Source organism: Polaribacter butkevichii (assembly GCF_038024105.1).
Classification (GTDB): Bacteria; Bacteroidota; Bacteroidia; order Flavobacteriales; family Flavobacteriaceae; genus Polaribacter; species Polaribacter butkevichii.
This window is the reverse complement of record NZ_CP150661.1, coordinates 1,668,564-1,694,974: the sequence shown is the minus strand read 5'-3', so window position 1 is coordinate 1,694,974 and position 26,411 is coordinate 1,668,564. Positions and strand designations below refer to the sequence as shown.

37 protein-coding genes are annotated in these 26,411 nt (G+C 32.5%); 32 read left to right on the top strand and 5 right to left on the bottom strand.

What is annotated here, in order from left to right; all coding sequences use genetic code 11:
* The first annotated feature begins 37 nt into the window (after positions 1 to 37).
* On the top strand, positions 38 to 805 hold the full coding sequence (locus WG951_RS07165) for a hypothetical protein (protein ID WP_105050437.1): 768 nt from the start codon (positions 38 to 40) through the stop codon (positions 803 to 805).
* 84 nt (positions 806 to 889) lie between these two features.
* On the opposite strand, the gene WG951_RS07160 is transcribed toward WG951_RS07165, so the two are convergent.
* On the bottom strand, positions 890 to 2,161 hold the full coding sequence (locus tag WG951_RS07160; RefSeq protein WP_105050438.1) for a replication-associated recombination protein A: 1,272 nt from the start codon (positions 2,159 to 2,161) through the stop codon (positions 890 to 892).
* Positions 2,162 to 2,238: 77 nt separating this feature from the next.
* Between WG951_RS07160 and WG951_RS07155 the strand changes: the two genes are divergently transcribed.
* Positions 2,239 to 2,901, top strand: a complete 663-nt coding sequence (locus tag WG951_RS07155) for a rhomboid family intramembrane serine protease (RefSeq protein WP_105050439.1) — start codon at positions 2,239 to 2,241, stop codon at positions 2,899 to 2,901.
* Positions 2,902 to 2,921: 20 nt separating this feature from the next.
* Here WG951_RS07155 and rlmB read toward each other — a convergent pair whose 3' ends face one another.
* The 4 genes from rlmB to WG951_RS07135 all read right to left on the bottom strand — a co-directional run bounded on the left by rlmB (position 2,922) and on the right by WG951_RS07135 (position 10,296).
* The gene (gene rlmB, locus WG951_RS07150; RefSeq protein WP_105050440.1) at positions 2,922 to 3,683 is read right to left on the bottom strand and encodes a 23S rRNA (guanosine(2251)-2'-O)-methyltransferase RlmB; all 762 of its coding nucleotides are present in this window, start codon (positions 3,681 to 3,683) and stop codon (positions 2,922 to 2,924) included.
* 137 nt (positions 3,684 to 3,820) lie between these two features.
* Positions 3,821 to 5,260 (bottom strand): SusD/RagB family nutrient-binding outer membrane lipoprotein, encoded by a 1,440-nt coding sequence (locus WG951_RS07145; RefSeq protein WP_105050441.1) that lies wholly within the window; start codon positions 5,258 to 5,260, stop codon positions 3,821 to 3,823.
* Between the two features lie 12 nt (positions 5,261 to 5,272).
* On the bottom strand, positions 5,273 to 8,515 hold the full coding sequence (locus tag WG951_RS07140) for a SusC/RagA family TonB-linked outer membrane protein (protein ID WP_105050442.1): 3,243 nt from the start codon (positions 8,513 to 8,515) through the stop codon (positions 5,273 to 5,275).
* Between the two features lie 116 nt (positions 8,516 to 8,631).
* On the bottom strand, positions 8,632 to 10,296 hold the full coding sequence (locus tag WG951_RS07135) for a ShlB/FhaC/HecB family hemolysin secretion/activation protein (RefSeq protein WP_105050443.1): 1,665 nt from the start codon (positions 10,294 to 10,296) through the stop codon (positions 8,632 to 8,634).
* 176 nt (positions 10,297 to 10,472) lie between these two features.
* Between WG951_RS07135 and rpsL the strand changes: the two genes are divergently transcribed.
* From rpsL to rpsD, 30 genes are all read left to right on the top strand, one after another.
* The gene (rpsL, locus tag WG951_RS07130; RefSeq protein WP_018943587.1) at positions 10,473 to 10,847 is read left to right on the top strand and encodes a 30S ribosomal protein S12; all 375 of its coding nucleotides are present in this window, start codon (positions 10,473 to 10,475) and stop codon (positions 10,845 to 10,847) included.
* A gap of 138 nt (positions 10,848 to 10,985) precedes the next feature.
* The gene (gene rpsG / locus WG951_RS07125; protein WP_087522435.1) at positions 10,986 to 11,465 is read left to right on the top strand and encodes a 30S ribosomal protein S7; all 480 of its coding nucleotides are present in this window, start codon (positions 10,986 to 10,988) and stop codon (positions 11,463 to 11,465) included.
* A gap of 5 nt (positions 11,466 to 11,470) precedes the next feature.
* On the top strand, positions 11,471 to 13,588 hold the full coding sequence (gene fusA, locus WG951_RS07120; RefSeq protein ID WP_105050444.1) for an elongation factor G: 2,118 nt from the start codon (positions 11,471 to 11,473) through the stop codon (positions 13,586 to 13,588).
* Between the two features lie 19 nt (positions 13,589 to 13,607).
* On the top strand, positions 13,608 to 13,913 hold the full coding sequence (rpsJ, locus tag WG951_RS07115; protein ID WP_004568745.1) for a 30S ribosomal protein S10: 306 nt from the start codon (positions 13,608 to 13,610) through the stop codon (positions 13,911 to 13,913).
* 287 nt (positions 13,914 to 14,200) lie between these two features.
* On the top strand, positions 14,201 to 14,818 hold the full coding sequence (gene rplC / locus WG951_RS07110; RefSeq protein ID WP_105050445.1) for a 50S ribosomal protein L3: 618 nt from the start codon (positions 14,201 to 14,203) through the stop codon (positions 14,816 to 14,818).
* Positions 14,818 to 15,447, top strand: a complete 630-nt coding sequence (rplD, locus tag WG951_RS07105) for a 50S ribosomal protein L4 (RefSeq protein ID WP_105050446.1) — start codon at positions 14,818 to 14,820, stop codon at positions 15,445 to 15,447. Before rplC ends, rplD begins: the two co-directional genes overlap by 1 nt.
* Before the next feature lie 9 nt (positions 15,448 to 15,456).
* A complete protein-coding gene (gene rplW / locus WG951_RS07100; protein ID WP_105050447.1) occupies positions 15,457 to 15,747 on the top strand; it encodes a 50S ribosomal protein L23 in 291 nt (96 codons plus the stop codon).
* 12 nt (positions 15,748 to 15,759) lie between these two features.
* Positions 15,760 to 16,584, top strand: a complete 825-nt coding sequence (rplB, locus tag WG951_RS07095; protein ID WP_105050448.1) for a 50S ribosomal protein L2 — start codon at positions 15,760 to 15,762, stop codon at positions 16,582 to 16,584.
* 6 nt (positions 16,585 to 16,590) lie between these two features.
* A complete protein-coding gene (gene rpsS / locus WG951_RS07090; protein ID WP_015482224.1) occupies positions 16,591 to 16,869 on the top strand; it encodes a 30S ribosomal protein S19 in 279 nt (92 codons plus the stop codon).
* A 6-nt stretch (positions 16,870 to 16,875) separates the two neighbouring features.
* On the top strand, positions 16,876 to 17,280 hold the full coding sequence (gene rplV, locus WG951_RS07085; RefSeq protein WP_068451511.1) for a 50S ribosomal protein L22: 405 nt from the start codon (positions 16,876 to 16,878) through the stop codon (positions 17,278 to 17,280).
* Positions 17,281 to 17,291: 11 nt separating this feature from the next.
* The gene (gene rpsC / locus WG951_RS07080; RefSeq protein WP_105050449.1) at positions 17,292 to 18,017 is read left to right on the top strand and encodes a 30S ribosomal protein S3; all 726 of its coding nucleotides are present in this window, start codon (positions 17,292 to 17,294) and stop codon (positions 18,015 to 18,017) included.
* A 22-nt stretch (positions 18,018 to 18,039) separates the two neighbouring features.
* Positions 18,040 to 18,471 carry a 50S ribosomal protein L16 gene (gene rplP, locus WG951_RS07075; protein ID WP_105050450.1) on the top strand — a complete coding sequence of 144 codons (432 nt, stop codon included), beginning with the start codon at positions 18,040 to 18,042 and terminating at the stop codon, positions 18,469 to 18,471.
* Positions 18,472 to 18,482: 11 nt separating this feature from the next.
* Entirely contained in the window at positions 18,483 to 18,674 is a 192-nt protein-coding gene (rpmC, locus tag WG951_RS07070; RefSeq protein WP_068451520.1) for a 50S ribosomal protein L29, read from the top strand.
* 20 nt (positions 18,675 to 18,694) lie between these two features.
* Positions 18,695 to 18,952: a 30S ribosomal protein S17 gene (gene rpsQ / locus WG951_RS07065; protein WP_065320234.1), complete on the top strand. Its 258-nt coding sequence runs from the start codon at positions 18,695 to 18,697 to the stop codon at positions 18,950 to 18,952.
* Between the two features lies 1 nt (position 18,953).
* A complete protein-coding gene (gene rplN / locus WG951_RS07060; RefSeq protein WP_068451523.1) occupies positions 18,954 to 19,322 on the top strand; it encodes a 50S ribosomal protein L14 in 369 nt (122 codons plus the stop codon).
* A gap of 12 nt (positions 19,323 to 19,334) precedes the next feature.
* A complete protein-coding gene (gene rplX / locus WG951_RS07055) occupies positions 19,335 to 19,637 on the top strand; it encodes a 50S ribosomal protein L24 (RefSeq protein ID WP_105050451.1) in 303 nt (100 codons plus the stop codon).
* 8 nt (positions 19,638 to 19,645) lie between these two features.
* Positions 19,646 to 20,197 (top strand): 50S ribosomal protein L5, encoded by a 552-nt coding sequence (rplE, locus tag WG951_RS07050; protein WP_105050452.1) that lies wholly within the window; start codon positions 19,646 to 19,648, stop codon positions 20,195 to 20,197.
* 3 nt (positions 20,198 to 20,200) lie between these two features.
* Complete coding sequence (gene rpsN, locus WG951_RS07045) at positions 20,201 to 20,470, top strand: 30S ribosomal protein S14 (protein WP_036825705.1); 270 nt, start codon at positions 20,201 to 20,203, stop codon at positions 20,468 to 20,470.
* Positions 20,471 to 20,633: 163 nt separating this feature from the next.
* On the top strand, positions 20,634 to 21,032 hold the full coding sequence (gene rpsH / locus WG951_RS07040; protein WP_087522449.1) for a 30S ribosomal protein S8: 399 nt from the start codon (positions 20,634 to 20,636) through the stop codon (positions 21,030 to 21,032).
* A gap of 9 nt (positions 21,033 to 21,041) precedes the next feature.
* Positions 21,042 to 21,587 carry a 50S ribosomal protein L6 gene (gene rplF / locus WG951_RS07035; RefSeq protein WP_105050453.1) on the top strand — a complete coding sequence of 182 codons (546 nt, stop codon included), beginning with the start codon at positions 21,042 to 21,044 and terminating at the stop codon, positions 21,585 to 21,587.
* 11 nt (positions 21,588 to 21,598) lie between these two features.
* Complete coding sequence (gene rplR, locus WG951_RS07030; RefSeq protein ID WP_105050454.1) at positions 21,599 to 21,949, top strand: 50S ribosomal protein L18; 351 nt, start codon at positions 21,599 to 21,601, stop codon at positions 21,947 to 21,949.
* Positions 21,950 to 21,952: 3 nt separating this feature from the next.
* Entirely contained in the window at positions 21,953 to 22,477 is a 525-nt protein-coding gene (rpsE, locus tag WG951_RS07025; RefSeq protein ID WP_105050455.1) for a 30S ribosomal protein S5, read from the top strand.
* 11 nt (positions 22,478 to 22,488) lie between these two features.
* Positions 22,489 to 22,671: a 50S ribosomal protein L30 gene (rpmD, locus tag WG951_RS07020; RefSeq protein ID WP_068451547.1), complete on the top strand. Its 183-nt coding sequence runs from the start codon at positions 22,489 to 22,491 to the stop codon at positions 22,669 to 22,671.
* 14 nt (positions 22,672 to 22,685) lie between these two features.
* Positions 22,686 to 23,135 (top strand): 50S ribosomal protein L15, encoded by a 450-nt coding sequence (gene rplO, locus WG951_RS07015; RefSeq protein ID WP_105050456.1) that lies wholly within the window; start codon positions 22,686 to 22,688, stop codon positions 23,133 to 23,135.
* A 13-nt stretch (positions 23,136 to 23,148) separates the two neighbouring features.
* Positions 23,149 to 24,471, top strand: coding sequence for a preprotein translocase subunit SecY (gene secY / locus WG951_RS07010; protein ID WP_105050457.1), 1,323 nt, complete (start codon positions 23,149 to 23,151; stop codon positions 24,469 to 24,471).
* A 1-nt stretch (position 24,472) separates the two neighbouring features.
* Positions 24,473 to 24,688 (top strand): translation initiation factor IF-1, encoded by a 216-nt coding sequence (infA, locus tag WG951_RS07005; RefSeq protein ID WP_004568721.1) that lies wholly within the window; start codon positions 24,473 to 24,475, stop codon positions 24,686 to 24,688.
* A gap of 13 nt (positions 24,689 to 24,701) precedes the next feature.
* Positions 24,702 to 24,818 (top strand): type B 50S ribosomal protein L36, encoded by a 117-nt coding sequence (gene ykgO / locus WG951_RS07000; protein WP_004568720.1) that lies wholly within the window; start codon positions 24,702 to 24,704, stop codon positions 24,816 to 24,818.
* A complete protein-coding gene (gene rpsM / locus WG951_RS06995) occupies positions 24,818 to 25,183 on the top strand; it encodes a 30S ribosomal protein S13 (RefSeq protein WP_105050458.1) in 366 nt (121 codons plus the stop codon). The genes ykgO and rpsM overlap by 1 nt, the downstream gene beginning before the upstream one ends.
* 77 nt (positions 25,184 to 25,260) lie before the next feature.
* Positions 25,261 to 25,644: a 30S ribosomal protein S11 gene (rpsK, locus tag WG951_RS06990; RefSeq protein ID WP_036825729.1), complete on the top strand. Its 384-nt coding sequence runs from the start codon at positions 25,261 to 25,263 to the stop codon at positions 25,642 to 25,644.
* Positions 25,645 to 25,726: 82 nt separating this feature from the next.
* Positions 25,727 to 26,332 carry a 30S ribosomal protein S4 gene (rpsD, locus tag WG951_RS06985; protein ID WP_105050459.1) on the top strand — a complete coding sequence of 202 codons (606 nt, stop codon included), beginning with the start codon at positions 25,727 to 25,729 and terminating at the stop codon, positions 26,330 to 26,332.
* The last annotated feature ends 79 nt before the right edge of the window (positions 26,333 to 26,411 follow it).

Genomic DNA, 26,411 nt, shown 5'->3' with positions numbered 1-26,411 from the left:
TCTTTATAATTAGAAATTAATTTAATATTCAATTAAAATGATTAAAAAAATAGCATTCAGTTTTTTGTTCTTTATAGCCTTGTCTGCTTTTGGTCAGCAGGTTAATATCAATAATTATAAATATGTAATTGTACCAGATCGTTTCGATTTTTTAAAGACTGTAGATCAGTATCAAACAAGTTCTCTAACTAAATTTCTTCTAGAAAAAAAAGGATTTGTAGTATATCTTAGTAATGAGAAATTACCAGAAGATCTAGTGCAAAACAGATGCAATGGATTAACTGCAACTGTTATTGATGACTCTAGCATGTTTACAGTAAAAAGTAAAATAGAATTAAAAGATTGTTATGGAACTGTAGTGTATGTTTCAGAAACAGGTAAGAGTAAAGAAAAAGAGTATAAAAAATCGTATCATGAGGCTATTAGAAATGCTTTTGAAACCATGGAAGATTTAACGTACAAATATGTGCCGTTAAAAAAAGTTTCAGAAGTAAAAAAAGCAACAACACCAGAGGTGGTTGTGGTTAAAGAAGTGATTTCTGTACCTGTTAAAGAAATTGTTTCTCAAGAAAAAGTTGTAGTTAGTAATCATCTAGAAACATTATATAGCCAAGAAATAAATAATGGTTTTCAGTTAGTAAATACTACTCCAGCAGTGGTTTACCAGCTTTTAAAAACAAAAGTTAAAGATGTTTTTATTTTAAAAGATAAAAATGGAATTCTTTATAAAAATGGTGATAACTGGATTGCAGAATATTATGAAAATGACGTTTTGGTTGTAAAACAATATGCAATTAAATTTTAAAAGCTTTTAACTAATATTATTAAGAAGCCCTAAATTATATTTAGGGCTTCTTTGTGTTAAATAGTTTAATATTGTTTAAATATCTTAATAATCATAGTTATTTTTCCATCTATTTTTTAAGAGTTCTCTAAACTGATTTTCTCTAGCATTATTACCTGGATCATATAATTTTGTTCCAGAAATTTCATCAGGTAAAAATTCTTGCTCTATAAAATTATTAGGATAATTATGAGAATATTTATAGTCCTTACCATAATCTAGGTCTTTCATCAATTTCGTTGGCGCATTTCTTAAATGAAAAGGAACCGATAAATCTCCTGTTTTTTGTACTAAACTTTGTGCTTCATTAATAGCCATGTAAGAGGCATTACTTTTAGCGGAATTTGCTAAATAAATAGCACATTGACTTAAAATGATTCTAGATTCTGGGTAACCAACAACAGAAACGGCTTGAAACGTGTTATTTGCTAAAATTAACGCAGTAGGATTTGCATTCCCAATATCTTCAGAAGCCGAAATTAGTAATCTTCTAGCTATAAATTTTACATCTTCACCACCTTCAATCATTCTTGCTAACCAGTATACAGCTCCGTTTGGATCACTTCCTCTTATCGACTTTATAAAAGCAGATATGATGTCATAATGTTGTTCTCCTGTTTTATCATATCTAACCGTATTTTTTTGAATTTTTGATAAAACTAAATCGTTTGTAATTTCAATTTCATCATCAGCAGAAACCAGTAGTTCAAAAATATTTAACAATTTTCTAGCATCACCACCAGAAACTTGTAGCAAAGCATCGGTTTCTTTTAGTGTAATTTTTTTGGTTGATAAAAGAGTATCTTCTTTCATTGCTCTATGTAAAAGTGCAACTAAATCGGTTTTGTCAAAAGAGTTTAATATATAGACTTGACAACGAGAGAGTAGGGCAGGTATCACTTCAAAACTTGGGTTTTCTGTAGTTGCGCCAATTAAAGTTACCCATCCTTTTTCTACAGCTCCTAAAAGAGAATCTTGTTGAGATTTACTAAATCGATGAATTTCATCAATAAATAAAATGGGGTTTTTAACGGTAAATAAACCGCCACTTTTTTTAGCTTTTTCTATAACATCTCTAACATCTTTTACACCAGAACTAATGGCGCTTAATGTATAAAAAGGGCGTTTAGATTCGGTAGCAATAATGTTGGCAAGGGTTGTTTTTCCGATACCAGGAGGTCCCCACAAAATTAATGAAGGTATGATGCCTTTTTTTATTAAATTAGTTAATACACCCGTTTTACCTACCAAATGTTGCTGACTAATATAATCTTCAAGCGTTTTAGGTCTAATTCTTTCTGCCAAAGGTTCATTCATTCTGTAAAAATAATAAAGATTTCTGACAGAAAATGTAAAAATTGATATTGGTTAGATTTTTGTTATTTTTATGACTGATGAAAGAAGATACTCAATTAAAAATATCGAAATCAATTTTCTTAATTCCGGTTGCTTATGTTTTTGCAATTTGGTTTATTTATTGGATTGAAATTAAGTTTGATTTCAATTTTAATAAGTATGGAGTTTTACCTAGAAATTTAGTGGGGTTTAGAGGTGTTTTTTTAACCCATTTTATACATAGTAATACAAGTCATCTTTTTAATAATTCTGTGCCCTTATTTGTGCTTTTAAGCAGTGTTTTTTATTTTTATAATGATGTAGCGTATAAAGTATTGCTCTTTGGAGGCTTTTTTACCGGTTTTTTAACTTGGTGCTTTGCAAGAGAATCTTATCATATAGGAGCTAGTGGAATTGTTTACTTGCTTTTTAGTTTTGTGTTTTTTAGTGGAATCATAAAAAGACACTATAGATTAGTGGCTTTATCTTTAATGATTATTTTTCTTTATGGAAGTATGATTTGGTATGTGTTTCCTATAAAAGAAAGTATCTCTTGGGAAGGGCATTTATCTGGCTTTGTAATAGGTCTTATTTTTGCAATTGCTTATAGAAATAAAGGAATTGTAAAAGAAGAACATCAATTTATAGAAACAGAATTCGATACTTTATTTGATGAACATGGTAATTTTGCTCCACCAAAAATAGAGGAGGAGCAAGATTAATATAAGTAAGTTCTACTAATTTATCTGTTAAGAGGTATTCTTTGTCTTACTACTTCATAAAGTAACACACCACAGGCTACAGAAACATTTAAAGAAGCAATGTCACCCAATAAAGGTAATTTGGCTTTGTAATCTACCATTTTTAATATAGACGGATTTACACCTCTATGTTCAGACCCCATAATAATGGCAATGGGTTGATTAAAATTGATATCATAAACAGAGTCTTCTGTTTTTTCTGTTGCAGCCACAGTTTTAATGTCTGATGCTTGTAATAAGAATAAAGCATCTTTTATGTGATCTACTTTACAAATAGGAATTTTAAAAGCTGCACCAGCTGATGTTTTTATTGTTTCGGCATTTACCGGGGCACTACCATTTTTTTGAATGATAATTCCATTTACACCTGTACATTCTGCGGTTCTAATAATTGCTCCAAAATTACGAACATCAGATACTTGATCTAATAGTAAAAACAACGGAGTTTTACCACTTTCTATTGTTTTTTCAATGAGTTCTTCTAGGTCGTAAAATGCTACGGGAGAAATTTGAGCAACAGCACCTTGATGATTGTTGTTTTTAGATAATCTGTCTAATTTCTCTACAGGAACCATACTTGTAGTAAGATTATTTGTTTTAATTAACTTATTAAGTTCATAAAACAATTCTCCTCTTAATCCTTTTTGTAAGTATATTTTATTTATAGATGAACCACTTTCTATGGCTTCTATAATTGCTCTAATACCAAAAATATTGGTAGTTGGTGTTGTTTCTGTTGTCATAGTGCAAAGGTATGTTAAAAAAAAAATCTATTCCTAATAATATTTAAGTTAGGTGTTTTTTGTCAAAAAAAAACCATCAAAAGTATATTCTTTTGATGGTTTAATTATTTTAGATTTTATTTAAAATAGGTTCTTTTTTAGTTACCTACTCCTTTTATATCCCAAAATACTCTAGAAGATTTTAAATCACCACCCATTGCAGCACTTGCGGCAGCATAATTATCTGGGTTAACGTCTTTATCATCGTTTCCGTATAAGTAACGTCTTGGTACGGCTTCTTTAGAAATTGAAGGACGAGTAAAAGTGTTAGGGTAATCTAATAGTCTCCAAGAACTCCAAGCTTCAAAACCTCTTCCGTAAAGAGCAATGTATTTTTGATTACCTATAGTTTCTTTCCAAGTAGAACCAGCGGTAGTGTAAGCTACCGTAGGTTGAGCTAAATAAGTATCAGCATCAGCTTGTGATCCTCCCCAATATTTAATAGAAGCAGAAACAGCTTCATTGTAATATGTTTCAGCATTACCTGCTATTAAACCTCTTTCTACAGCTTCAGCTAATAAAAACTGAACTTCATCATAACTTAAAAGCATACCTTCTAAATCTGGTTGGTACCAAGCATCACCGATGTGTGTAAAGTCAGTAAAAGCACTTCCTACTCCGTAAGGAGCTCCGATATAAGGCGTTTTATTGTCAGCTAAATATGTAGAAGCTCTAGGGTCATTTAAAGGACTTATTAAATTAACAAAAGTATCTGCTACTAAAAAGTCATCACGACCAGACTCTACTAAATCAATCCAAATTGAGTTAGTATTTGGTTGTGTAGTTTCAAAAGGAAATGCAAAGTTATCGTCACTAGATGTAAAAACACCACCTGCAACTGCAGAGGCTGCAGCTGTAGTTGCTTTTGCAGAGTCATAATCTGCAATACGAACTGCCATTCTTAACTTTAATGAATTACCAAATTTTTTCCAATTAGCAGTTGAACCACCATAAACAATATCAGCATCTCCAAAAGATTCTGCACTAGCATTTAAATTAACTAAAGCAGCATCTATACGGCTAAATAAATCTGTATAAATGTCTTCATCATTATCATAGGCAGGTGTAATATTCTCTACACCTTTAAGTGCTTCTGCATAAGGTACATCTCCGTAAACATCGACTAATACACTCCATGTATACACTTCCATAAGCTCAATAACTCCTAATTGAGCTGATTTTGTGCTTGCATTTAAAAATTCATCTGCAATAATTGTGTTTTTTGCTGCTTGTAAATCAATTAGTACATCTCTATATAAATATAGAAATAATCCTCCTCCAATATCTCTACCTCTAATATCGTAGTTTACTTCATCTGTATATTGAGTTTCTGTCCAATATTGAGCAAAAAATTTAAAGATGTTATAGTTTACATTTGGACTAGACATTCTATAAAACAAATCTTTTTGTGTACTTGTCAATAGATATGAGCTCGGTACTTCACTTGGTTTTTTATCATCGACATTCCAACCTTCAAAGTCTTTACACGAAGAAAATGTGATTCCTATTAATAGGGCTATTAAAAATATTTTTTTCATTTTGTTCTTTTTTTAAAATTGTAGTTTAACACTAAATCCATAATCTTTTGTCGTTGGGTATACACCTGATTGATATCCTTGTACGTTCCCTGAACTTAAACCAGCTTCTGGATCTGAATATGGCGTGCTTTTGTCAATTATCCATAAGTTTCTTCCAATTGCTGAAAGAGTTACTGATTGAAAAAATGAACCTTGTAACATGTCTTTAGGTAGTGTGTATGATAATGATAATTCTCTTAATTTTACATATCCGGCATCATATACATGTAGAGCATTAGGTGCGTTAATGTAACCTAAAGCATTGGTAAAGTTACTCATGTCAGTTCTTACTGTATTAACGGTTCCGTCAGAAGTAGCTTTTCCGTCAGCATCAGTTCCTGTTTGCACAACTCCTGGTAAAATAATACCTCCGCTATCGTTACCACTTGTAAGAGCATCTCTTTTTGGGTTTCCTAGTTCGTTAAGTCCAGCAGTCTCAGGATATAATCCAGTTGCCATACCGTACCAAGTGTCTAAAGAGAATACATTACCTCCTTTTTTGATATCAATTAAAAAGCTTAAACTTAAGTTTTTATAAGTAAAACTATTTGTAATACCACCTTTCCAATCAGCTTGGAAAGACCCAAGGTTTTCATCAGATCCTTCGCTTACTACATATCTACCGTTAGTAGCATCTATAATTCTACTTCCATTGTCATCATATACAAAATCGGTACCTCTAATCATACCATAAGTTTCTCCTACGGTTGCGTTAATTGAAACACCTCCTTGTAAACTAGCTAGCTGAAGATTTTTTAAACCTGCAGGAAGAGACAATACTTTACTAGTGTTTTTACCCCAGTTTACATTAACATTCCATTCAAAATTATCCGTTTTAATAGGAGAACCATATAAAGACAACTCAATACCTTTATTTTCTAATTCACCAGCATTTAACCATTGACCAGAATATCCTATAGCAGATGTTACAGATATGTTTGTAAGTAAATCAGTTGATGTTTTTTTGTATAAAGATAAGTCAAAACCTAAACGTCTTTTAGCAAACATCATTTCTAAACCTATTTCTTGTTCAGTAGATTCCTCATTTTTTAAGTTAGAATTATTGTTCGTAGAAGGTAAAGAAGCAGATGCTTGTCCTTGTACAGGCGTGTTTAATGTGTAAGTATTAAACAATGTTAATGGTGATGCAGCATTACCTGTTTTTGCATGTCCTAATCTTAATTTTCCTAAATTCATAAAATCAGATTCTATAAGTTCAGAAAATAAGAAACTTCCCGATATACCGTAATAATCATATTGATTATCGTTTGTTGGTAGTGTTGAAGCTACATCTACTCTGTAATTACCTTCAAGGAATAAGAATTTTTGATAACCTAAAGATACACTTGCAAAGTAACCATCTACAGCAGAAGTATATTCATACTGTGTTGGTGCATTAAGTGCGTTAGCTGAATTTGATAATGCCCAAAGACCATCAATATTAATACCACCATTGGTACTAGCGTCTATGTATGAATAGTGATTTCTTTGAATATTTGTACCTAAAATTGCTTTTAAGTTTAAGTCATCAGAAAGATCCTTGTCTACATGAAGTTGTAAGTCGTAAGTGTTTTGAGTGTATGACTCATTAAAAATACTATATTTAGATGGTAAAGAAGTACTACCATTGTTTATGCGTTCTTCTTGATTACCAGAATAAGTATCTATAGAAGCTCTACCGAAAATACTTAACCAATCATTAATTTGGTAGTTTAAATTAACATTACCTAAAACACGATTTCTTACATCTGTTTCGTAATTGTTATCTCTCATCCAATATACATTATCATGGTAGATTGCATGTAAGTCTTCATCGATATAACTTGTGTTCCAAGTTACATTTTCTCCTGTTGCTAGATAAGCAGCTTTTTGATCTTTTAAATCTACGTTTGTTTGCCACCATTGTCTAGCTGTTTGCATAAAGTTTTGAGAATCATAACCTGTTCCATAACGTCCTCTACCAGTTGTTTTGTTATATGATACAGTAGCTGCAGCAGTTAATTTTTCTGTCAATTTATAAGAAGCAGAAAAATCTACATTATCTCTTACAATTTCACTATTTGGCATGATACCTTTTATACTTGCTTTAGAATAACCTACTTTAAAGCTTCCTTGTTCATTACCACCGTCTAAAGAAACGCTATTAAATACTGTTGATCCTGTTTCAAATACAGAAGAAGGGTCATTAGCTCCAGCTACCCATGGTGTTGCTTTACCATAATTTTCTAAACCAGGATAAAATGAATCCCATTGGCGTACCAATGTGTTCTTGTTGAATGCAGTACCGTAAGAACCATCCCAATCTGCTAATGTAAAGTTTTCACCATTTTTTGTGTAAAATTCATTATGATAAACACCAACCCAATATCCAGCACCATATTCGTCTTGATATGAAGCGAAAGTATCGGCGTTAAATTTATTGAAGGTTACAGATGAGTTTACAGTAACTCCAATTGCTCCATCGGTATTTTTACCTTTTTTAGTGGTAATAACAATAACACCGTTAGCTGCTTGAGAACCGTATAGAGCTGTTGCAGCTCCACCTTTAAGTACATTAATAGACTCAATGTTGTCTGGGTTTATATCTGCTGCAGCATTACCGTAATCATAACCTGCTTGACCAGATCTTTGTGCAGATCCGTTAGTGTTTTTATTACTAATTGGCACTCCGTCTACTACAAATAATGCTTGGTTTGAACCATATAATGAAGAGTATCCACGTATAACAACGTTTGTAGACCCACCCATTGTTCCACTACTAGAAACATCAATACCAGCAATTTTACCAGATAAAGAGTTAGCAAAGTTAACATCCTTAATAGCACTAACCTCATCTCCGGAAACTTCTTGAGAAGCGTATCCTAAAGATTTTTTACTTCTTTTAATACCTAATGCTGTAACAACAATTTCATCTAAAACATTGTTGTCTTCAATCATAGCAACATTAATAGTGCTCGATTTCCCGACTGTTTTTTCAATAGTTTTGTAACCTACGTAGCTAAAACTTAAGACATCTCCTTGTTTTGCATTAATAGAAAACTTTCCATCAAAATCAGTTTGAGTTCCATTTTTTGTGCCTTTAATAGCTACACTTACTCCAGGTAGTGTGCCAGATGTATCTGACACAGTCCCAGAAACTTTTTTTTCTTGTGCAAAAGATATTTGCATCAGAAACGCTAATAGTAGCGTTAAAAATCCTTTAAACTTTGTTTTCATTATTGAATAAATTTGAATTAATTGGTTCAAATATCATGCTTTAATATTAAATAAGCAATTTTATTTGTTAAAAAAGGTTAATTAAGTGTTAACTAGTCTTAATTGTTTATGGATATCTAAAAGTAGTTTTTCCAGTTTATAGTGAGTTTAATGCTTTTAAAATCAATTCTTTGTGCATCTGTTTTTCCTGCAGAAAGACTTAAGTTAATTTGAGAATTATTTGTGTTAAATAAATATCCTAAACCTAAACCCAAAAGAGTCTCTTTTTGTGAATTTAAGTCAATTCGTCCAATATCGGTTATCGTATATAAATAAGATTTTTCTGAAGTAATGTATCTATATTCTATATTAAAGTAATTATAATTTTTGGTGTATATGCTTTGTTCATTAAATCCTCTAATACTATTTGCTCCTCCAATTCTTAAAAGCTCATTATCAAAATAGGTATCTGAATTTAAGTATCCAATTTTATTTCTGATGTAAATGCTATTCCGTAAATTTAAATCCCACAGATATGAAATTGTAGATTCAAATTTAAATTGATTGCTAGAATTTCCGCTCACCTTTCTTCGTCCAAAACTAGGATTAATTTCTAGAAAAAATTTATTAGTAAAAAAAACATCGTTTTTAGGAATCCTGTGTTTCAATTCCATTCCTAAAAAATAATTATCAAAGGTTTCAATATTGTTGTTTAAGTTTTCGATTAGGTTTTCTGAGGTTTCAGAATTATATGTTAAAGCAATTTTTGTTTTTGAGTTGATATTGTAAGAAAGTCTAGAGTCAAATTTTGAATTTATAAAACTAGAATCTTGTTTGTAAATTAAAAAAGATACCTCCGGACTAAATTTGGAATTAAAAATATAAGGTATCTCGGTAGATAATTCTAATTCTTGTCTTTCTTCACCTATGCTATTCCAAAATAACTCAAAATTTTCACCACTATTAAGAATATTGTTTAGTTTGATGTCCAAATTTCCATTAAATAATACATCTCCGTTTTCTTTAGACGTAAAACTAACGATTCCGTCAAAACTATTATTTTGACGTTTTTTTAAATACATATATAATAGGGTAGAATCTTTTGTGAATAAAACTTCTGGAGGTTTTATTTCCGTTACAAATGAGATCCCTTGACTTGCAGTTGATATTTCTTTAATTTGTTGTTGGTTAAAAAGGGTGTTTGGTTTAATTTTAAAATAATTTTTTAAATACGATTTCGGGAAGTTTTCATACCCTTTTATTTTTACTTTATTGATAACTCTTTTTTTCGATTGATTAATTTTTAATTCAGCAAATAAATTATCTTCTTTAATTTTGATGTTCTGGAGTTGAATTTTAGAAAATGATTTTCCCTCATTGTCTAATTTTTTAGAAATTTCTGATAAGGTTTTCGATAATTTTTCAATAGGTATTTTAATTGTTTTATCTTTTATCAGTTTTTTTTCAAAATAAATTTTAGAATTTGAGTCTAATTTAATTATAACGTTGTTTGTTTTCTTATTCAAATTAAAATAAGCAGTATGTTTTTTTTCAATACTATTTATACTGTCAATTGTATTTATAAAGTATCCTTTTGTTTTTAAATATTCAGATATTCTATTGATTTCTAAATCTAAGGCTTTGGTTGTTTTGTGTTCTTTTTTATAATCAATCTTTTCTAAAACAGTTTTCTCAAGAGTATTTATAGAGGTAATTTTTAAAGTAAAATCTTGTGCAAATATTCCATGAAAAGAAAATAAGGCAATTAGTGTTAATATATAAGGAGTGTTTTTTTTATTCAAAATAGAGAAAATAGTTGATTCAAATGTAATGGAAAATCATAAAAGCGGGTATAAAAAATAATAATATAAAAAAATAACTTACTGATATTTGCAGTATTAGAATTTAATCGTACATTTGCGGACTCTTAAAAAAGAGATAAGGTTTAATTATAAACGAAAAACAGTAATAATTTAGTATGCCAACTATTCAACAATTAGTTCGTAAAGGAAGAACCAAAATAACTAAGAAGAGTAAATCGGCTGCTTTGTCGTCTTGTCCTCAAAGACGTGGAGTTTGTACACGTGTTTATACTACAACACCAAAGAAACCTAATTCAGCAATGCGTAAAGTTGCCAGAGTTAGATTGACAAATGGTAATGAGATAAACGCATACATTCCAGGTGAAGGACATAACTTACAAGAGCACTCGATAGTATTAGTTAGAGGTGGAAGGGTAAAAGATTTACCAGGTGTTAAATATCACGTGGTACGTGGTGCATTAGATACAGCAGGTGTTGAGGGTAGAACCCAACGTAGGTCTAAGTATGGTGCAAAACGCCCAAAGAAGTAAGAGTTATCAGTAAAAAGTTATAAGTTTTTGATGTTGCTTTTTCTGTGTTTGAGTTTTTTCTTGAATATGGATTTAAAAACAAGGAGGTTTATTTCTAACGACTAATAACAAATTAATTAACTTTTTTAATGTAAAGACATGAGAAAAAGAGCAGCAAAAAAAAGAGTCTTATTACCGGATCCAAAGTTTAACGATCAGTTAGTAACACGTTTTGTGAATAACTTAATGTGGAGCGGTAAGAAGTCTGTAGCGTTTAAAGTGTTTTATGACGCTTTAGAGCTAGTAGAAGAAAGAAAAGGAGAAGACGAAGAGAAATCGGCTTTAGAAATTTGGAAAGATGGTTTGTCAAATGTGATGCCTCACGTAGAAGTAAGATCTCGTCGTGTTGGTGGAGCAACATTCCAAATCCCAATGCAAATTAGACCAGATCGTAAAGTGTCTATGGCTATTAAATGGATGATTTTATATACTCGTAAGAGAAATGAAAAAACCATGGCGCAACGTTTAGCAGCAGAAATTTTAGCAGCAGCTAAAGAAGAAGGTGCAGCGGTAAAAAAACGTACAGATACTCATAAAATGGCAGAGGCTAATAAAGCTTTCTCTCACTTCAGATTTTAATAGAGATGGCTAGAGATTTAAGATATACAAGAAATATTGGTATTGCCGCACATATTGATGCTGGTAAAACAACAACAACAGAACGTGTATTGTATTATACAGGTGTTTCTCATAAGATAGGAGAAGTACATGATGGTGCAGCTACTATGGACTGGATGGAGCAAGAACAAGAAAGAGGTATTACAATTACTTCTGCAGCAACTACTTGTGAGTGGCAATTTCCTTTGGAAAACGCAAAACCAACTCCAGATACTAAAGGATATCACTTTAATATTATTGATACTCCTGGTCACGTAGATTTTACGGTAGAAGTAAATAGATCTTTACGTGTGTTAGATGGTTTAGTTTTCTTATTTTCAGCAGTTGATGGTGTTGAGCCTCAGTCTGAAACTAACTGGAGACTTGCAGACAACTATAAAGTGCCTAGAATTGGATTCGTTAACAAAATGGACCGTCAAGGATCAGACTTTTTAGCAGTTTGTCAACAAGTAAAAGATATGTTGAAATCAAATGCGGTGCCAATCGTTTTAAATATTGGTGACGAGGATGAATTCAAGGGTATTATAGATTTAGTTAAAAATCGTGCTATTGTTTGGCATGATGAAACTCAAGGAGCAACTTTTGATGTTATTGAGATTCCTGAAGATATGAAAGAAGAAGCTCGTAAATATCGTGCACTTTTAATTGAAGAAGTAGCAAGTTATGATGAGAATCTTTTAGAGAAATTTATGGAAGATGAAGATTCAATTACAGAAGACGAAGTGCATAATGCATTAAGAGCTGCTGTAATGGATATGGCTATCATTCCTATGATTTGTGGATCTGCATTTAAAAACAAAGGTGTACAGTTTCTTTTAGATGCTGTTTGTCGTTACTTGCCCTCTCCTATGGATAAGGAAGGTATTGTTGGTGTAAACCCAGATACAGAAGAACAAGAATTACGTAAGCCAAGTGTAGATGAGCCTTTTGCAGCTTTAGCATTTAAAATTGCTACTGACCCTTTTGTTGGTCGTTTAGCGTTTTTTAGAGCATACTCTGGTCGTTTAGATGCTGGTTCTTATGTTTTAAATAACCGTTCAGGAAAAAAAGAACGTATTTCACGTATTTATCAAATGCATGCTAACAAGCAAAATGCAATTGATTATATCGAAGCTGGAGATATTGGTGCTGCTGTTGGATTTAAATCTATCAAAACAGGAGATACTTTATCAGCAGAAAAATTTCCTATTGTTTTAGAATCTATGGATTTTCCAGATCCAGTAATTGGTATCGCTGTAGAACCTAAAACAAAAGCAGATGTTGATAAATTAGGAATTGGTTTAAGTAAATTAGCCGAAGAAGATCCAACTTTTACAGTTCGTTCTGATGAAGCTTCTGGTCAAACTATTATTTCTGGAATGGGAGAATTACATTTAGATGTAATTGTAGACCGTTTAAAACGTGAGTTCAAAGTTGAAGTTAATCAAGGTCAACCTCAAGTAGAATATAAAGAAGCTATTACTGCAGCAGCAGATCATAGAGAAGTTTATAAGAAACAATCTGGTGGACGTGGTAAATTTGCAGATATTGTATTTACAATAGAGCCTGCAGATGAAGGTGTTCAAGGATTACAATTTGAATCTGTAATTAAAGGTGGTAATGTTCCTAGAGAATTTGTACCTTCTGTAGAAAAAGGATTTAAAGAGGCGATGAGAAACGGACCTTTAGCGGGGTACGAAATGGATTCAATGAAAGTTACTTTAAAAGATGGATCTTTCCACCCTGTGGATTCTGATGCATTATCTTTTGAGTTAGCAGCAAAAATGGGTTATAAAGCAGCAGCAAAATCGGCTAAAGCTAAAATCATGGAGCCATTGATGAAATTAGAAGTGTTAACTCCAGAGGAGAACATGGGAGATATTGTAGGTGATTTAAATAGAAGAAGAGGGCAAGTAAACGACATGAGTGATCGTGCTGGATCTAAAGTTGTAAAAGCTTTAGTACCTTTATCTGAAATGTTTGGTTACGTTACTGCTTTAAGAACTATGTCTTCTGGTAGAGCAACATCTACTATGGAATTTTCACATTATGCTGAAACTCCTTCTAATGTATCTGAAGAAGTAATCGCAAAATCTAAAGGATAATCTACTTAATAATTACAAGATGAGTCAAAAAATTAGAATTAAATTAAAGTCTTACGATTACAATTTAGTAGATAAATCTGCTGAAAAAATCGTTAAGACGGTAAAAAGTACTGGTGCTGTAGTAAACGGACCAATACCATTACCAACACATAAAAAGATTTTTACTGTATTACGTTCTCCACACGTAAACAAAAAATCTAGAGAGCAATTTCAATTAGCTTCATACAAAAGATTATTAGACATCTATAGTTCTTCTTCAAAAACTATTGATGCTTTAATGAAACTTGAGTTGCCAAGCGGTGTAGAAGTTGAGATCAAAGTATAAGTAAATATTAACTTTCGGTTTAATTTTGTTAAACCGAAAGTTTTTTATACTTTTGCAACCCGATTAAGAGTCGGTAATGCTATTTTTTAAGTAAAATTGAATAATAGTAACATGTCCAGAGCGTTTCGCGAAGGAAAAACGGAAAAAACAAAATCAGCGTTGAATTTGTTTTGCGCTGTTTTTTTTTGTTGAAACTTAAAGGATGAGAATGAAACAATTGTTTCGAAAAAATAATTATTAATAATAGACGCGCTGGATAAATATCTATCGTCTAAAATTTTAACTAAATGTCTGGGTTAATAGGAAGAAAGATTGGAATGACCAGCTTATTTGATGAAAACGGGAAGAATATTCCTTGTACAGTAATCGAAGCAGGTCCTTGCGTAGTTACCCAAGTCAGAACCGAAGAGGTTGACGGGTACACTGCGTTGCAACTTGGTTTCGATGACAAAAAGGCGAAGAGTTCTAACAAAGCGTTAGACGGTCACTTTAAAAAAGCTGGCACCACTGCTAAAAGAAAAGTCGTTGAATTTCAAGGGTTTGAAGAAGAGTATAAATTAGGAGATTCTATCACAGTATCTCACTTTGAAGAAGGTGAGTTTGTAGATGTTTCTGGTGTTTCTAAAGGGAAAGGTTTCCAAGGGGTTGTAAAACGTCATGGATTTGCCGGTGTAGGTCAAGCTACTCACGGTCAGCACAACCGTTTAAGAGCTCCGGGTTCTATTGGTGCTGCATCTTATCCTGCAAGAGTATTCAAAGGAATGCGTATGGCAGGTAGAATGGGTGGAGATAAAGTGAAAGTTCAAAACTTAAAAGTATTAAAAGTAGTTGCTGAAAAGAACTTACTTGTTGTTAAAGGAGCGATTCCTGGACACAAAAATGCTTTTGTAACTATTCAGAAATAATGAAAGTAGCAGTTTTAGATATTACAGGAAAAGATACAGGTAGACAAGTTGAACTTTCTAGCGATGTATTTGGTATTGAGCCTAACAATCATGCTATTTATTTAGATGTTAAGCAATACTTGGCAAACCAACGTCAAGGAACGCATAAATCTAAAGAAAGAGCAGAAATTGCAGGTTCTACAAGAAAAATTAAAAAACAAAAAGGTACTGGTACTGCGAGAGCAGGTTCTATCAAATCTGGAGTTTTTAGAGGTGGTGGTCGTATGTTCGGTCCAAGACCAAGAGATTATTCTTTTAAATTGAATAAGAACTTAAAGCGTTTAGCACGTAAGTCTGCTTTAAGTATTCAAGCAAATGATAAAAATTTAGTAGTAATTGAAGATTTTAACTTTGAATCACCAAAGACTAAAAACTTTGTAGATGTTTTAAAAGCATTAGAAATTGAAACTAAAAAATCTTTGTTTGTGTTAAGTAATGAAAATGCAAATGTGTATTTATCATCACGTAACTTAAAAAAGGCTAAAGTTGTTAAAGCTTCAGAAATTAATACTTATGGTGTTTTAAATGCTAATAAAGTAGTAATTACAGAAAGTTCTTTAGAAGGAATTAATACAAATTTAAGTAAATAGGGATTCATAATGAGTATTTTAATAAAACCTATTATCACGGAAAAAGCTACAAACGATAGTGAGTTATTTAATCGTTATACGTTTGTTGTAGATAAAAAAGCTAATAAATTAGAAATTAAAGGTGCAGTTGAAAAAGCATACGGGGTTTCTATAGCTAGCGTTAAGACTTTAAATTATCCAATTCAAAGAAATACAAAGTTTACTAAAAAAGGTTTAGTAACTGGTATTAAAAGTGGATACAAAAAAGCTATCGTTCAATTAGCAGAAGGAGAAAGCATTGATTTTTATAACAATCTTTAAGAAAAGACAAAAATGTCAGTTAGAAAATTAAAACCAATAACACCAGGTCAGCGTTTTAGAGTTGTAAATGGGTTCGACACCATAACAACTGATAAGCCGGAGAAAAGTTTACTTGCTCCGAAAAAACGATCTGGAGGTCGAAACAGTCAGGGTAGAATGACAACTCGTAATATAGGAGGTGGTCATAAACAAAGATACCGTATTATCGATTTTAAAAGAGATAAAGCAGGTATTCCCGCAACAGTTAAAACTATAGAGTACGATCCAAATCGTACAGCATTTATTGCTTTACTTAGTTATGCTGATGGAGAAAAACGTTATGTAATTGCACAAAACGGTTTAACAGTAGGTCAAACAGTTGTAGCAGGTAGTGATATTGCACCAGAAATTGGAAATGCAATGCCATTAAGCCAAATTCCTTTAGGAACTACAATTTCTTGTATAGAATTACGTCCAGGACAAGGAGCTGTTATGGCTCGTTCTGCTGGTTCTTTTGCTCAATTAATGGCTAGAGATGGTAAATATGCAACAGTAAAGTTACCTTCAGGTGAAACAAGATTAATTTTGTTAACTTGTATGGCTACTATTGGTGTTGTATCTAATTCAGATCATCAATTATTAGTATCTGGTAAAGCAGGTAGAAGAAGATGGTTAGGTAGAAGACCTAGAGTTAATGCAGTAAGAATGAACCCTGTCGATCACCCAATGGGTGGTGGTGAAGGTCGTGCTTCTGGAGGTCATCCAAGATCTAGAAATGGTATTCCTGCTAAAGGATTTAAAACTAGATCTAAGACTAAAGCTAGTAATAAGTACATTATAGAACGTAGAAAGAAATAATAAGTTATGGCAAGATCATTAAAAAAAGGACCTTACGTTCACTATAAATTAGAGAAAAAAGTGTTAGCTAATGTAGAGGCTGGTAACAAAACTGTAATTAAAACTTGGTCTAGAGCAAGTATGATTACTCCAGATTTTGTTGGACAAACAATTGCAGTTCATAACGGACGTCAGTTTGTACCAGTTTATGTAACAGAAAACATGGTAGGGCATAAATTAGGCGAATTTTCACCAACTCGTTCTTTTAGAGGACACGCTGGTGCAAAAAATAAAGGAAAAAAATAGTAGGATATGGGAGTTCGTAAAAAAAACATGGCAGATCAGTTAAAAGCAGATAGAAAGCAACGTGCTTTCGCGAAGCTTACTAACTGTCCTACATCACCAAGAAAAATGCGTTTAGTCGCAGATCAGATAAGAGGAGTTGAAGTTGAAAAAGCTTTACAAATCTTAAAGTTTAGCCCAAAAGAAGCTTCAATTAATTTAGAGAAATTGTTATTGTCTGCAATTGCAAACTGGCAAGCTAAAAATGAAGAAGCATCTATTGAAGACGCTAAATTATTTGTAAAAACGATTTGTGTTGATAGCGCAGGAATGTTAAAGAGATTAAGACCAGCTCCACAAGGGCGTGCTCATAGAATACGTAAGCGTTCTAATCACGTTACTTTAGAGTTAGGTAGTAAAAATTTAAGCAATTAATTAAAGTAGAAATGGGACAAAAAACAAATCCAATAGGGAATCGTTTAGGAATCATCAGAGGTTGGGAATCTAACTGGTACGGTGGTAATGACTACGGAGATAAATTAGCTGAAGATTATAAAATAAGACAGTATGTAAATGCTAGATTATTTAAAGCAAGTGTATCAAGAGTAATTATAGAGCGTACTTTAAAACTTGTAACCGTTACTATCACTACTGCACGTCCAGGTATCATTATTGGTAAAGGAGGTCAAGAGGTAGACAAGTTAAAAGAAGAGCTTAAAAAAATTACAGGTAAAGAAGTTCAAATTAATATTTTTGAGATTAAACGTCCAGAATTAGACGCAAAATTAGTTGCAGTTAGTGTTGCTCGTCAAATCGAAAATAGAATTTCTTACAAGAGAGCTACTAAGATGGCTATTCAAGCTACAATGCGTATGAATGCTGAAGGAATTAAAATTCAAATTTCAGGTCGTTTAAACGGAGCTGAAATGGCACGTTCAGAGCATTATAAAGAAGGAAGAATTCCTCTTTCTACTTTTAGAGCTGATATTGATTATGCACTTGTTGAAGCTCATACTCAATACGGAAGACTAGGTGTTAAAGTATGGATTATGAAGGGTGAGGTATATGGTAAAAGAGAATTGTCTCCATTAGTTGGCTTGTCTAAAAAACAAGGCGGTAATAAAGGTGGTGGTGATAGATCTAAACGTCAACAACCTCGTAGAAGAAAATAATTTTTAAAATTAGAAATTAAAAATGTTACAGCCAAAAAGAGTAAAATACCGTAAGGTACAGAAGGCGAAAGGAAATATGACCGGTATTTCTGGTAGAGGAAATCAACTTTCTAATGGAATGTTTGGTATCAAATCTTTAGACCAGAACTTGTTAACTTCTCGTCAAATAGAAGCAGCTCGTATCGCGGCAACTCGTCATATGAAAAGAGAAGGTCAGTTATGGATTAAAGTATTTCCAGACAAGCCTATCACAAAGAAACCTTTAGAGGTACGTATGGGGAAAGGTAAAGGAGCTCCAGATCATTTTGTTGCAGTTATTAAACCAGGTAGAATTTTGTTTGAAATTGGTGGTGTACCAATGGATGTTGCAAAAGAAGCTTTACGTTTAGCAGCACAAAAACTTCCAGTAAAAACGAAGTTTGTAGTAGCAAGAGATTTTGATATTAACGCATAATTCTAAATAAAATGAAACAATCTGAAATAAAAGAATTATCTATAGCGGATCTTAATGAGAAGCTTGGAGCGTTGCAAAAGAATTATACTGATCTTAAAATGGCTCACGCAATAACTCCTTTGGAGAATCCGTTGCAATTGAGAGGTTTAAGAAGAACTGTAGCAAGAATTGCAACAGAATTAACAAAAAGAGAATTACAATAATTCTATAGTCAGTTTTAAAGATGGAAAAAAGAAATCTTAGAAAAGAGAGAATTGGTGTTGTTTCTAGTAACAAAATGGAAAAATCTATTGTTGTTGCAGAAACTAAAAGAGTTAAGCACCCAATGTACGGTAAATTCGTATTAAAAACGAAAAAGTATGTTGCACACGACGAACAGAATGATTGCAACGAAGGAGATACTGTTAGGATCATGGAAACAAGACCTATGAGTAAATCTAAACGTTGGAGATTAGTAGAAATCCTAGAAAGAGCTAAATAATATGTTACAGACAGAATCAAGATTAAAAGTCGCAGATAACACTGGAGCAAAAGAAGTTTTAGTGATTAGAGTTTTAGGAGGAACAAGAAAACGTTACGCAAGTATTGGAGACAAGATTGTAGTAGCTGTTAAATCTGCAACTCCTAACGGAACTGTAAAAAAAGGTCAAGTATCTAGAGCAGTTGTTGTAAGAACGAAAAAAGAAGTAAGACGTAAAGACGGATCATACATTAGATTTGATGATAACGCTTGTGTACTTTTAAATCCTACAGAGGAAATGAGAGGAACACGTGTTTTTGGACCTGTTGCCCGTGAGCTTCGTGAGAAACAATTCATGAAAATAGTATCATTAGCACCTGAAGTGCTTTAAATCATTAATAAGATGAAGAAGTTCAAATTAAAATCAGGAGATACTGTAAAAGTAATTGCAGGAGATCATAAAGGATCTGAAGGAAAAGTTTTACAAATCATTAAAGATAAGGATAGAGTATTGGTAGAAGGTGTTAACTTAGTTTCTAAGCACACAAAACCAAGCGCTCAAAACCCTCAAGGTGGTATTGTAAAGAAAGAAGCTTCACTTCATATTTCTAACTTAATGTTAGTTGAAGATGGTGTAGCTGTGAGAGTAGGTTATAAGGTTGATGGAGATGCTAAAACTAGAGTCTCTAAAAAAACTAAAAAATAAGAATAATCATGAGTTACGTACCAAGATTAAAAGCAGAATACAAAGAAAGAGTTATAAGTGCTCTTACTGAAGAATTCAGTTATAAGAATGTAATGCAAGTACCAAAATTAGAAAAAATAGTTGTTTCTAAAGGTGTTGGTGCTGCAATTGCAGATAAGAAATTAATAGATTATGCTTTAGAAGAGTTGACTAAAATTACTGGTCAAAAAGCGGTTTCTACAATGTCTAAAAAAGATATTGCTGCATTTAAATTACGTAAAGGAATGCCAATTGGTGTTAAAGTTACTTTACGTGGAGATAAAATGTACGAATTTTTAGATAGATTAGTTACAGCTTCTTTACCTCGTGTAAGAGACTTTAACGGTATAAAAGCTAATGGTTTTGATGGAAGAGGTAATTACAATTTAGGTATTACTGAACAAATCATTTACCCAGAGATTAATATTGATCAAGTGAAAAAAATTAACGGTATGGATATTACTTTTGTAACATCTGCAAATACTGATAAAGAAGCGAAGTCATTATTAGGAGAATTAGGTTTACCATTCAAAAAAAATTAAGAAATGGCTAAAGAATCAATGAAAGCTCGCGAACGTAAGAGAGCGAAAACAGTTGCAAAATATGCAGAAAAGAGAAAAGCTTTAAAAGAAGCTGGAGACTATGAAGCATTGCAAAAATTACCAAAGAACGCATCACCAATTAGAATGCATAACAGATGTAAACTAACTGGTCGTCCAAAAGGATATATGAGACAATTTGGTTTATCTCGTGTTACGTTTCGTGAAATGGCTAATCAAGGATTAATACCAGGTGTTAAAAAGGCAAGTTGGTAGAAATCAAAAATAAAGCTTATTATTAAAAATAGAATGTGTATCTTTGCACGCTCTATTTTTTTTGAGTATAAGAATTTTAACTGATTATAGGTTCATTTATCACAGAGAAATCTGTAGCATAAATAGAGGTATTTGAAAACCGTAATCGCAATTTTAAATAAATATGTATACAGATCCAATCGCGGATTTTCTTACAAGGGTAAGGAATGCAATCGCAGCAGGACACAGAGTAGTGGAAATTCCAGCTTCAAATTTGAAGAAGGAAATGACTAAAATTTTGTTTGATCAAGGGTATATTTTAAGTTATCAGTTCAATGACGATAAAGTTCAAGGAACAATTAAGATCGCTTTAAAATACGAAAGAGATACAAAAGAGTCAGTAATTAGAAAGATTCAACGAATCAGTACACCAGGTTTACGTAAATATGTTGGTTCTACAGAGATGCCAAGAGTATTAAATGGACTTGGAATTGCTATTGTTTCTACATCTAAAGGTGTAATGACAAACAAAAAAGCACGTCAGGAAAATGTTGGAGGAGAAGTTTTATGTTACGTTTATTAATCTAAAGAAATGAGTAGAATAGGAAAAAATCCCGTTAGCATTTCACAAGGTGTAGATGTAAACATAAAAGACAATGTTGTAACCGTAAAAGGAAAATTAGGAGAGTTAACTCAAACAATTTCTGAAGGAATTACAATAAAAATTGAAGATGGTATTATCACTTTAGATAGAGCGTCAGAAAGTAAAAACCATAAAGCACAACATGGTTTAATGAGAGCTTTAATCAATAACATGATTGAAGGTGTGAGTAAAGGTTGGACTAAGGAATTAGAATTGGTTGGTGTTGGTTATAGAGCATCTAATCAAGGACAAAAATTGGATTTAGCTTTAGGTTTCTCTCATAATATTGTTTTAGAATTAGCTCCAGAAGTAAAAGTTGAGACAGTATCTGAGAAAGGGAAAAACCCGATCATTAAATTATCTTCATTTGACAAACAATTAGTTGGTCAAATAGCTGCTAAGATTCGTTCTTTCAGAGCACCAGAGCCTTATAAAGGAAAAGGTGTGAAGTTTGTTGGTGAAATATTAAGAAGAAAAGCAGGTAAATCTGCATAATATATAGCATTATGGCATTATCAAAGCTACAAAGAAGAGCTAGAATTAAGCGTAGAATTAGAAAGATTATTTCTGGTACTGCTACTAAACCAAGGTTATCGGTTTATAGAAGTAACAAAGAAATTTACGCTCAATTAGTAGACGATGTAAACGGAGTAACATTAGCTTCAGTTTCATCTAGAAATAAAGAAATACAAGCAGGTACAAAGACAGAGCAGGCTGCAGCAGTTGGTAAGACAATAGCTGATAAAGCTGCCAAAGCAGGAGTTGAAACGGTTGCTTTCGATAGAAACGGATATTTATATCACGGTAGAGTTAAAGTATTAGCAGACGCTGCAAGAGAAGCGGGTTTAAAATTTTAAGAAATTATGCAAGGTTATAAAAACGTAGAAAGAGTAAAGCCAAGTGGGTTAGAGCTTGTAGATAGATTAGTAGGCGTACAACGTGTTACCAAAGTAACAAAGGGTGGTAGAGCATTTGGTTTCTCTGCAATTGTTGTTGTTGGAGATGGTAACGGTGTCGTTGGTCATGGATTAGGGAAATCTAAAGATGTTGCATCTGCTATTGCTAAAGCAATTGAAGACGCAAAGAAAAATTTAGTTAGAATTCCTATTTTAGAGGCAACTTTACCTCATGAGCAAAAAGGTAAGTTTGGTGGAGCAAAAGTGTTCCTTAAACCTGCTTCTCATGGTACAGGAGTTATTGCTGGTGGTGCTGTAAGGCACGTATTAGAATCAGTAGGTATACATGATGTATTATCAAAATCTCAAGGATCTTCAAATCCTCATAACGTAGTAAAAGCAACTTTTGATGCTTTGTTACAATTACGTAGTGCAGCATCTATTGCTAAACAAAGAGGAATTTCTTTAGAGAAAGTTTTTAACGGATAAATCTAAGAACGATGGCAAGAATTAAAGTTACACAAGTAAAAAGTCAAATCGGACGTCTTCAGAGTCAAAAGAGAACTTTAGAGGCATTAGGTTTACGTAAAATGCACCAAACTGTAGAGCATGAGGCAACTCCTTCTATAGTTGGTATGGTAAATACAGTTAAACACTTAGTTTCTTTCGAAGAAATTAAATAAGATATTTAGAAAAAATGAGTTTACATAATTTAACACCAGCAGAAGGTTCCATTAAAAAAGGAAAAAGAATTGCAAGGGGTGAAGGATCTGGTAAAGGTGGTACCGCTACAAGAGGTCACAATGGTCAGAAATCTCGTTCAGGTTATTCTAAAAAGATTGGTTTTGAAGGAGGGCAAATGCCACTTCAAAGACGTGTACCTAAATTTGGTTTCACGAATATTAATCGTATTGAATATCAAGGTATCAACTTAGATAAATTACAATCTTTAGTTGATAGTGGTAAGATAACAGATACAGTTGATTTAGATACTTTAATTGCTAATAGATTGGCAAGAAAAAACGACTTAATAAAAATATTAGGTGGTGGTGAGTTAAAGGCTAAATTAAATATAACTGTACATAAATTTACAGCAACAGCAAAAGCGGCTATAGAAGCTGCTGGAGGAGAAGCTGTTACTTTATAACATCCCGTAAATGATGAAATTGATAAATAGATTAAAAGACATTTTCAGTATTGAAGAATTGAAAAACAAAATTCTACTTACTATCGGTTTAATTGCTGTATATCGTTTTATGGCTTCAGTTCCATTACCTGGAATAGATCCATTACAATTATCAGCTTTAAAAGAAAGTACTTCTGGAGGTCTTTTAGGTTTATTAAATGCATTTACAGGAGGAGCATTTGCAAGAGCCTCTGTTATGGCACTTGGTATTATGCCTTATATTTCTGCATCTATTGTAGTTCAGTTAATGGGAATTGCGGTTCCATATTTACAAAAACTACAAAAAGATGGAGAAAGTGGACGTAAAAAAATTACACAAATAACTAGATGGTTAACTATCGGTATTACTTTGGTGCAAGCACCAACGTATATTACGGCTATTAAAACTCAATTTGGTTTAGGACCTGAAGCTTTTTTAGTTACTGGACCTACTTTTTGGGTATCATCTATTATCATTTTAACTGCAGGAACAATTTTTGCGATGTGGTTGGGAGAGCGTATTACAGACAAAGGAGTTGGTAATGGTATTTCATTATTAATTACTGTAGGTATTTTAGCTAAGTTTCCAGCGGCATTTTTACAAGAGTTTGTTGCTAAAACAACAAATGCAGGTGCAGGTGGTATTATGATGGTTTTAATTGAAATCATTGTTTGGTTCGTGGTAATTTTATTAACTGTGCTATTAGTTACTGCTGTAAGAAAGATAGCGGTACAGTATGCTAGAAGAACAGTTGTTGGTAATATTCAAAACGTTGCAGGTTCAAGAGATTATATTCCTTTGAAATTAAATGCAGCAGGTGTAATGCCTATTATCTTTGCACAAGCAATTATGTTTTTACCAGTTGCTTTGGCTCAAAGATTTCCAGCAATTTCTAGTTTACAAGATATGAATGGTTTAGGGTACAATGTTATTTTTGCATTGTTAATTATCATTTTTAGTTATTTCTACACTGCAATTACTATTCCTACGAATAAGATGGCAGATGATTTAAAGAGAAGTGGTGGTTTTATACCAGGTATTAGACCAGGAAAAGACACAGCAGATAGATTAGATTCTGTTTTATCTAGAATTACTTTCCCAGGATCGTTATTTTTAGCAGGATTATCAATCTTACCAGCAATTGTAGTTCAGTTTGGAGTACAACATAGTTGGGCCATGTTTTATGGTGGTACATCATTAATAATTATGGTTGGAGTTGCAATTGATACGTTGCAACAAATTAATTCGTATTTACTAAATCGTCATTATGATGGTTTAATGAAAGCGGGGAATAGCAACAGAAAATCGAATAAATAGTATGGCTAAACAATCAGCAATTCAACAAGACGGAACTATTACAGAAGCATTATCTAATGCAATGTTTCGAGTAGAATTAGAAAACGGACATATTGTTACGGCACACATTTCAGGTAAAATGCGTATGCATTATATTAAATTGTTACCAGGTGATAAGGTAAAATTAGAAATGAGCCCTTACGATTTATCAAAGGCAAGAATTACTTACAGATACTAAAAAAACAAAACAGATGAAAGTTAGAGCATCAGTTAAAAAAAGAAGTGCCGACTGCAAAATAGTTCGCAGAAAAGGTAGATTATACGTGATTAATAAACAAAATCCTAGATTTAAACAAAGACAAGGGTAATGGCAAGAATAGCAGGTATTGATATTCCAAAGAATAAAAGAGGAGTTATTGCTTTAACTTACATCTTTGGTATAGGAAGCAGCAGAGCTCAAAAAGTTCTAGCAGAAGCAAAAGTAGATGAGAGCATTAAAGTTCAAGATTGGACAGATGATCAAATCGCAGCAATTAGAGAGCAAGTAGGATCTTTCACAATTGAAGGAGAATTACGTTCTGAAGTACAGTTGAACATCAAACGTTTGATGGATATCGGTTGTCAAAGAGGAATTCGTCATAGACTTGGTCTTCCATTAAGAGGACAAAGAACTAAGAATAACTCTCGTACAAGAAAAGGTAAGAGAAAAACTGTAGCTAACAAGAAAAAATAAGTTAGATAAAGTAATAAAGATCTAATAATAGTTTTTACTATAAAATTAGAAAACTAAATTACTAAAACTGAAAAATTATGGCAAAAGCAAGTTCAAAAAAGCGTAAAGTAATAATTGATGCTATAGGAGAAGCACACGTAACTGCATCTTTTAACAACATCATTATTTCTTTAACAAATAAAAAAGGTGATGTTATTTCTTGGTCATCTGCAGGTAAAATGGGTTTTAGAGGTTCTAAAAAGAATACTCCATATGCAGCTCAATTAGCAGCAGAAGATTGTGCAAACGTTGCAAAAGAAGCAGGTTTACGTAAAGTAAAAGTTTATGTAAAAGGACCGGGTAATGGTAGAGAATCTGCTATTAGATCAATTCATAATGCAGGTATCGAAGTAACAGAAATTATTGATGTTACACCTATTCCTCATAACGGTTGTCGTCCTCCTAAGAGAAGAAGAGTATAATTAAATATTTTAACTTGATGGGAATAAGATTATCGAAGGAGTAAGCCTTAATTCATAATCCCTATCTATAACAACAAAAGAAATGGCAAGATATACAGGACCAAAAACTAAAATTGCTCGTAAGTTTGGTGAAGCAATTTTTGGAGAAGATAAAAACTTCGAAAAAAGAAATTTCCCTCCAGGACAACACGGTAACGCAAGAAGAAGAGGAAAAAAATCTGAATATGCATCTCAGTTAATGGAGAAGCAAAAAGCTAAATATACTTACGGTATTTTAGAGCGTCAATTCAGTAACTTGTTTAAGCAAGCGCAATCAGCTTCTGGTATTACAGGTGAAATCTTATTACAATTATGTGAATCTCGTTTAGATAACGTAGTTTACAGAATGGGTATTTCTAACTCTAGAAGTGGAGCTCGTCAATTAGTTTCTCATAGACACATTACTGTGAATGGTGAAATTGTTAATATTCCTTCTTATAGTTTAAATGAAGGTGATGTTGTTGCAGTAAGAGAGAAATCTAAATCATTAGTAGCTATCGAGAATGCTTTAGCTTCTAATAACAATGTTTTTGAATGGTTAACTTGGAATTCTGATACTAAAACAGGAACATTTGTTAAAGTACCAGAAAGATTACAAATTCCAGAAAACATCAAAGAACAATTAATCGTAGAATTATATTCTAAGTAATAAATTAATCATATTGAGATTCAGCCAAAGGGTATATAAGTATTTCTTCACACTTATATACCGCGCAACTGAATAACAA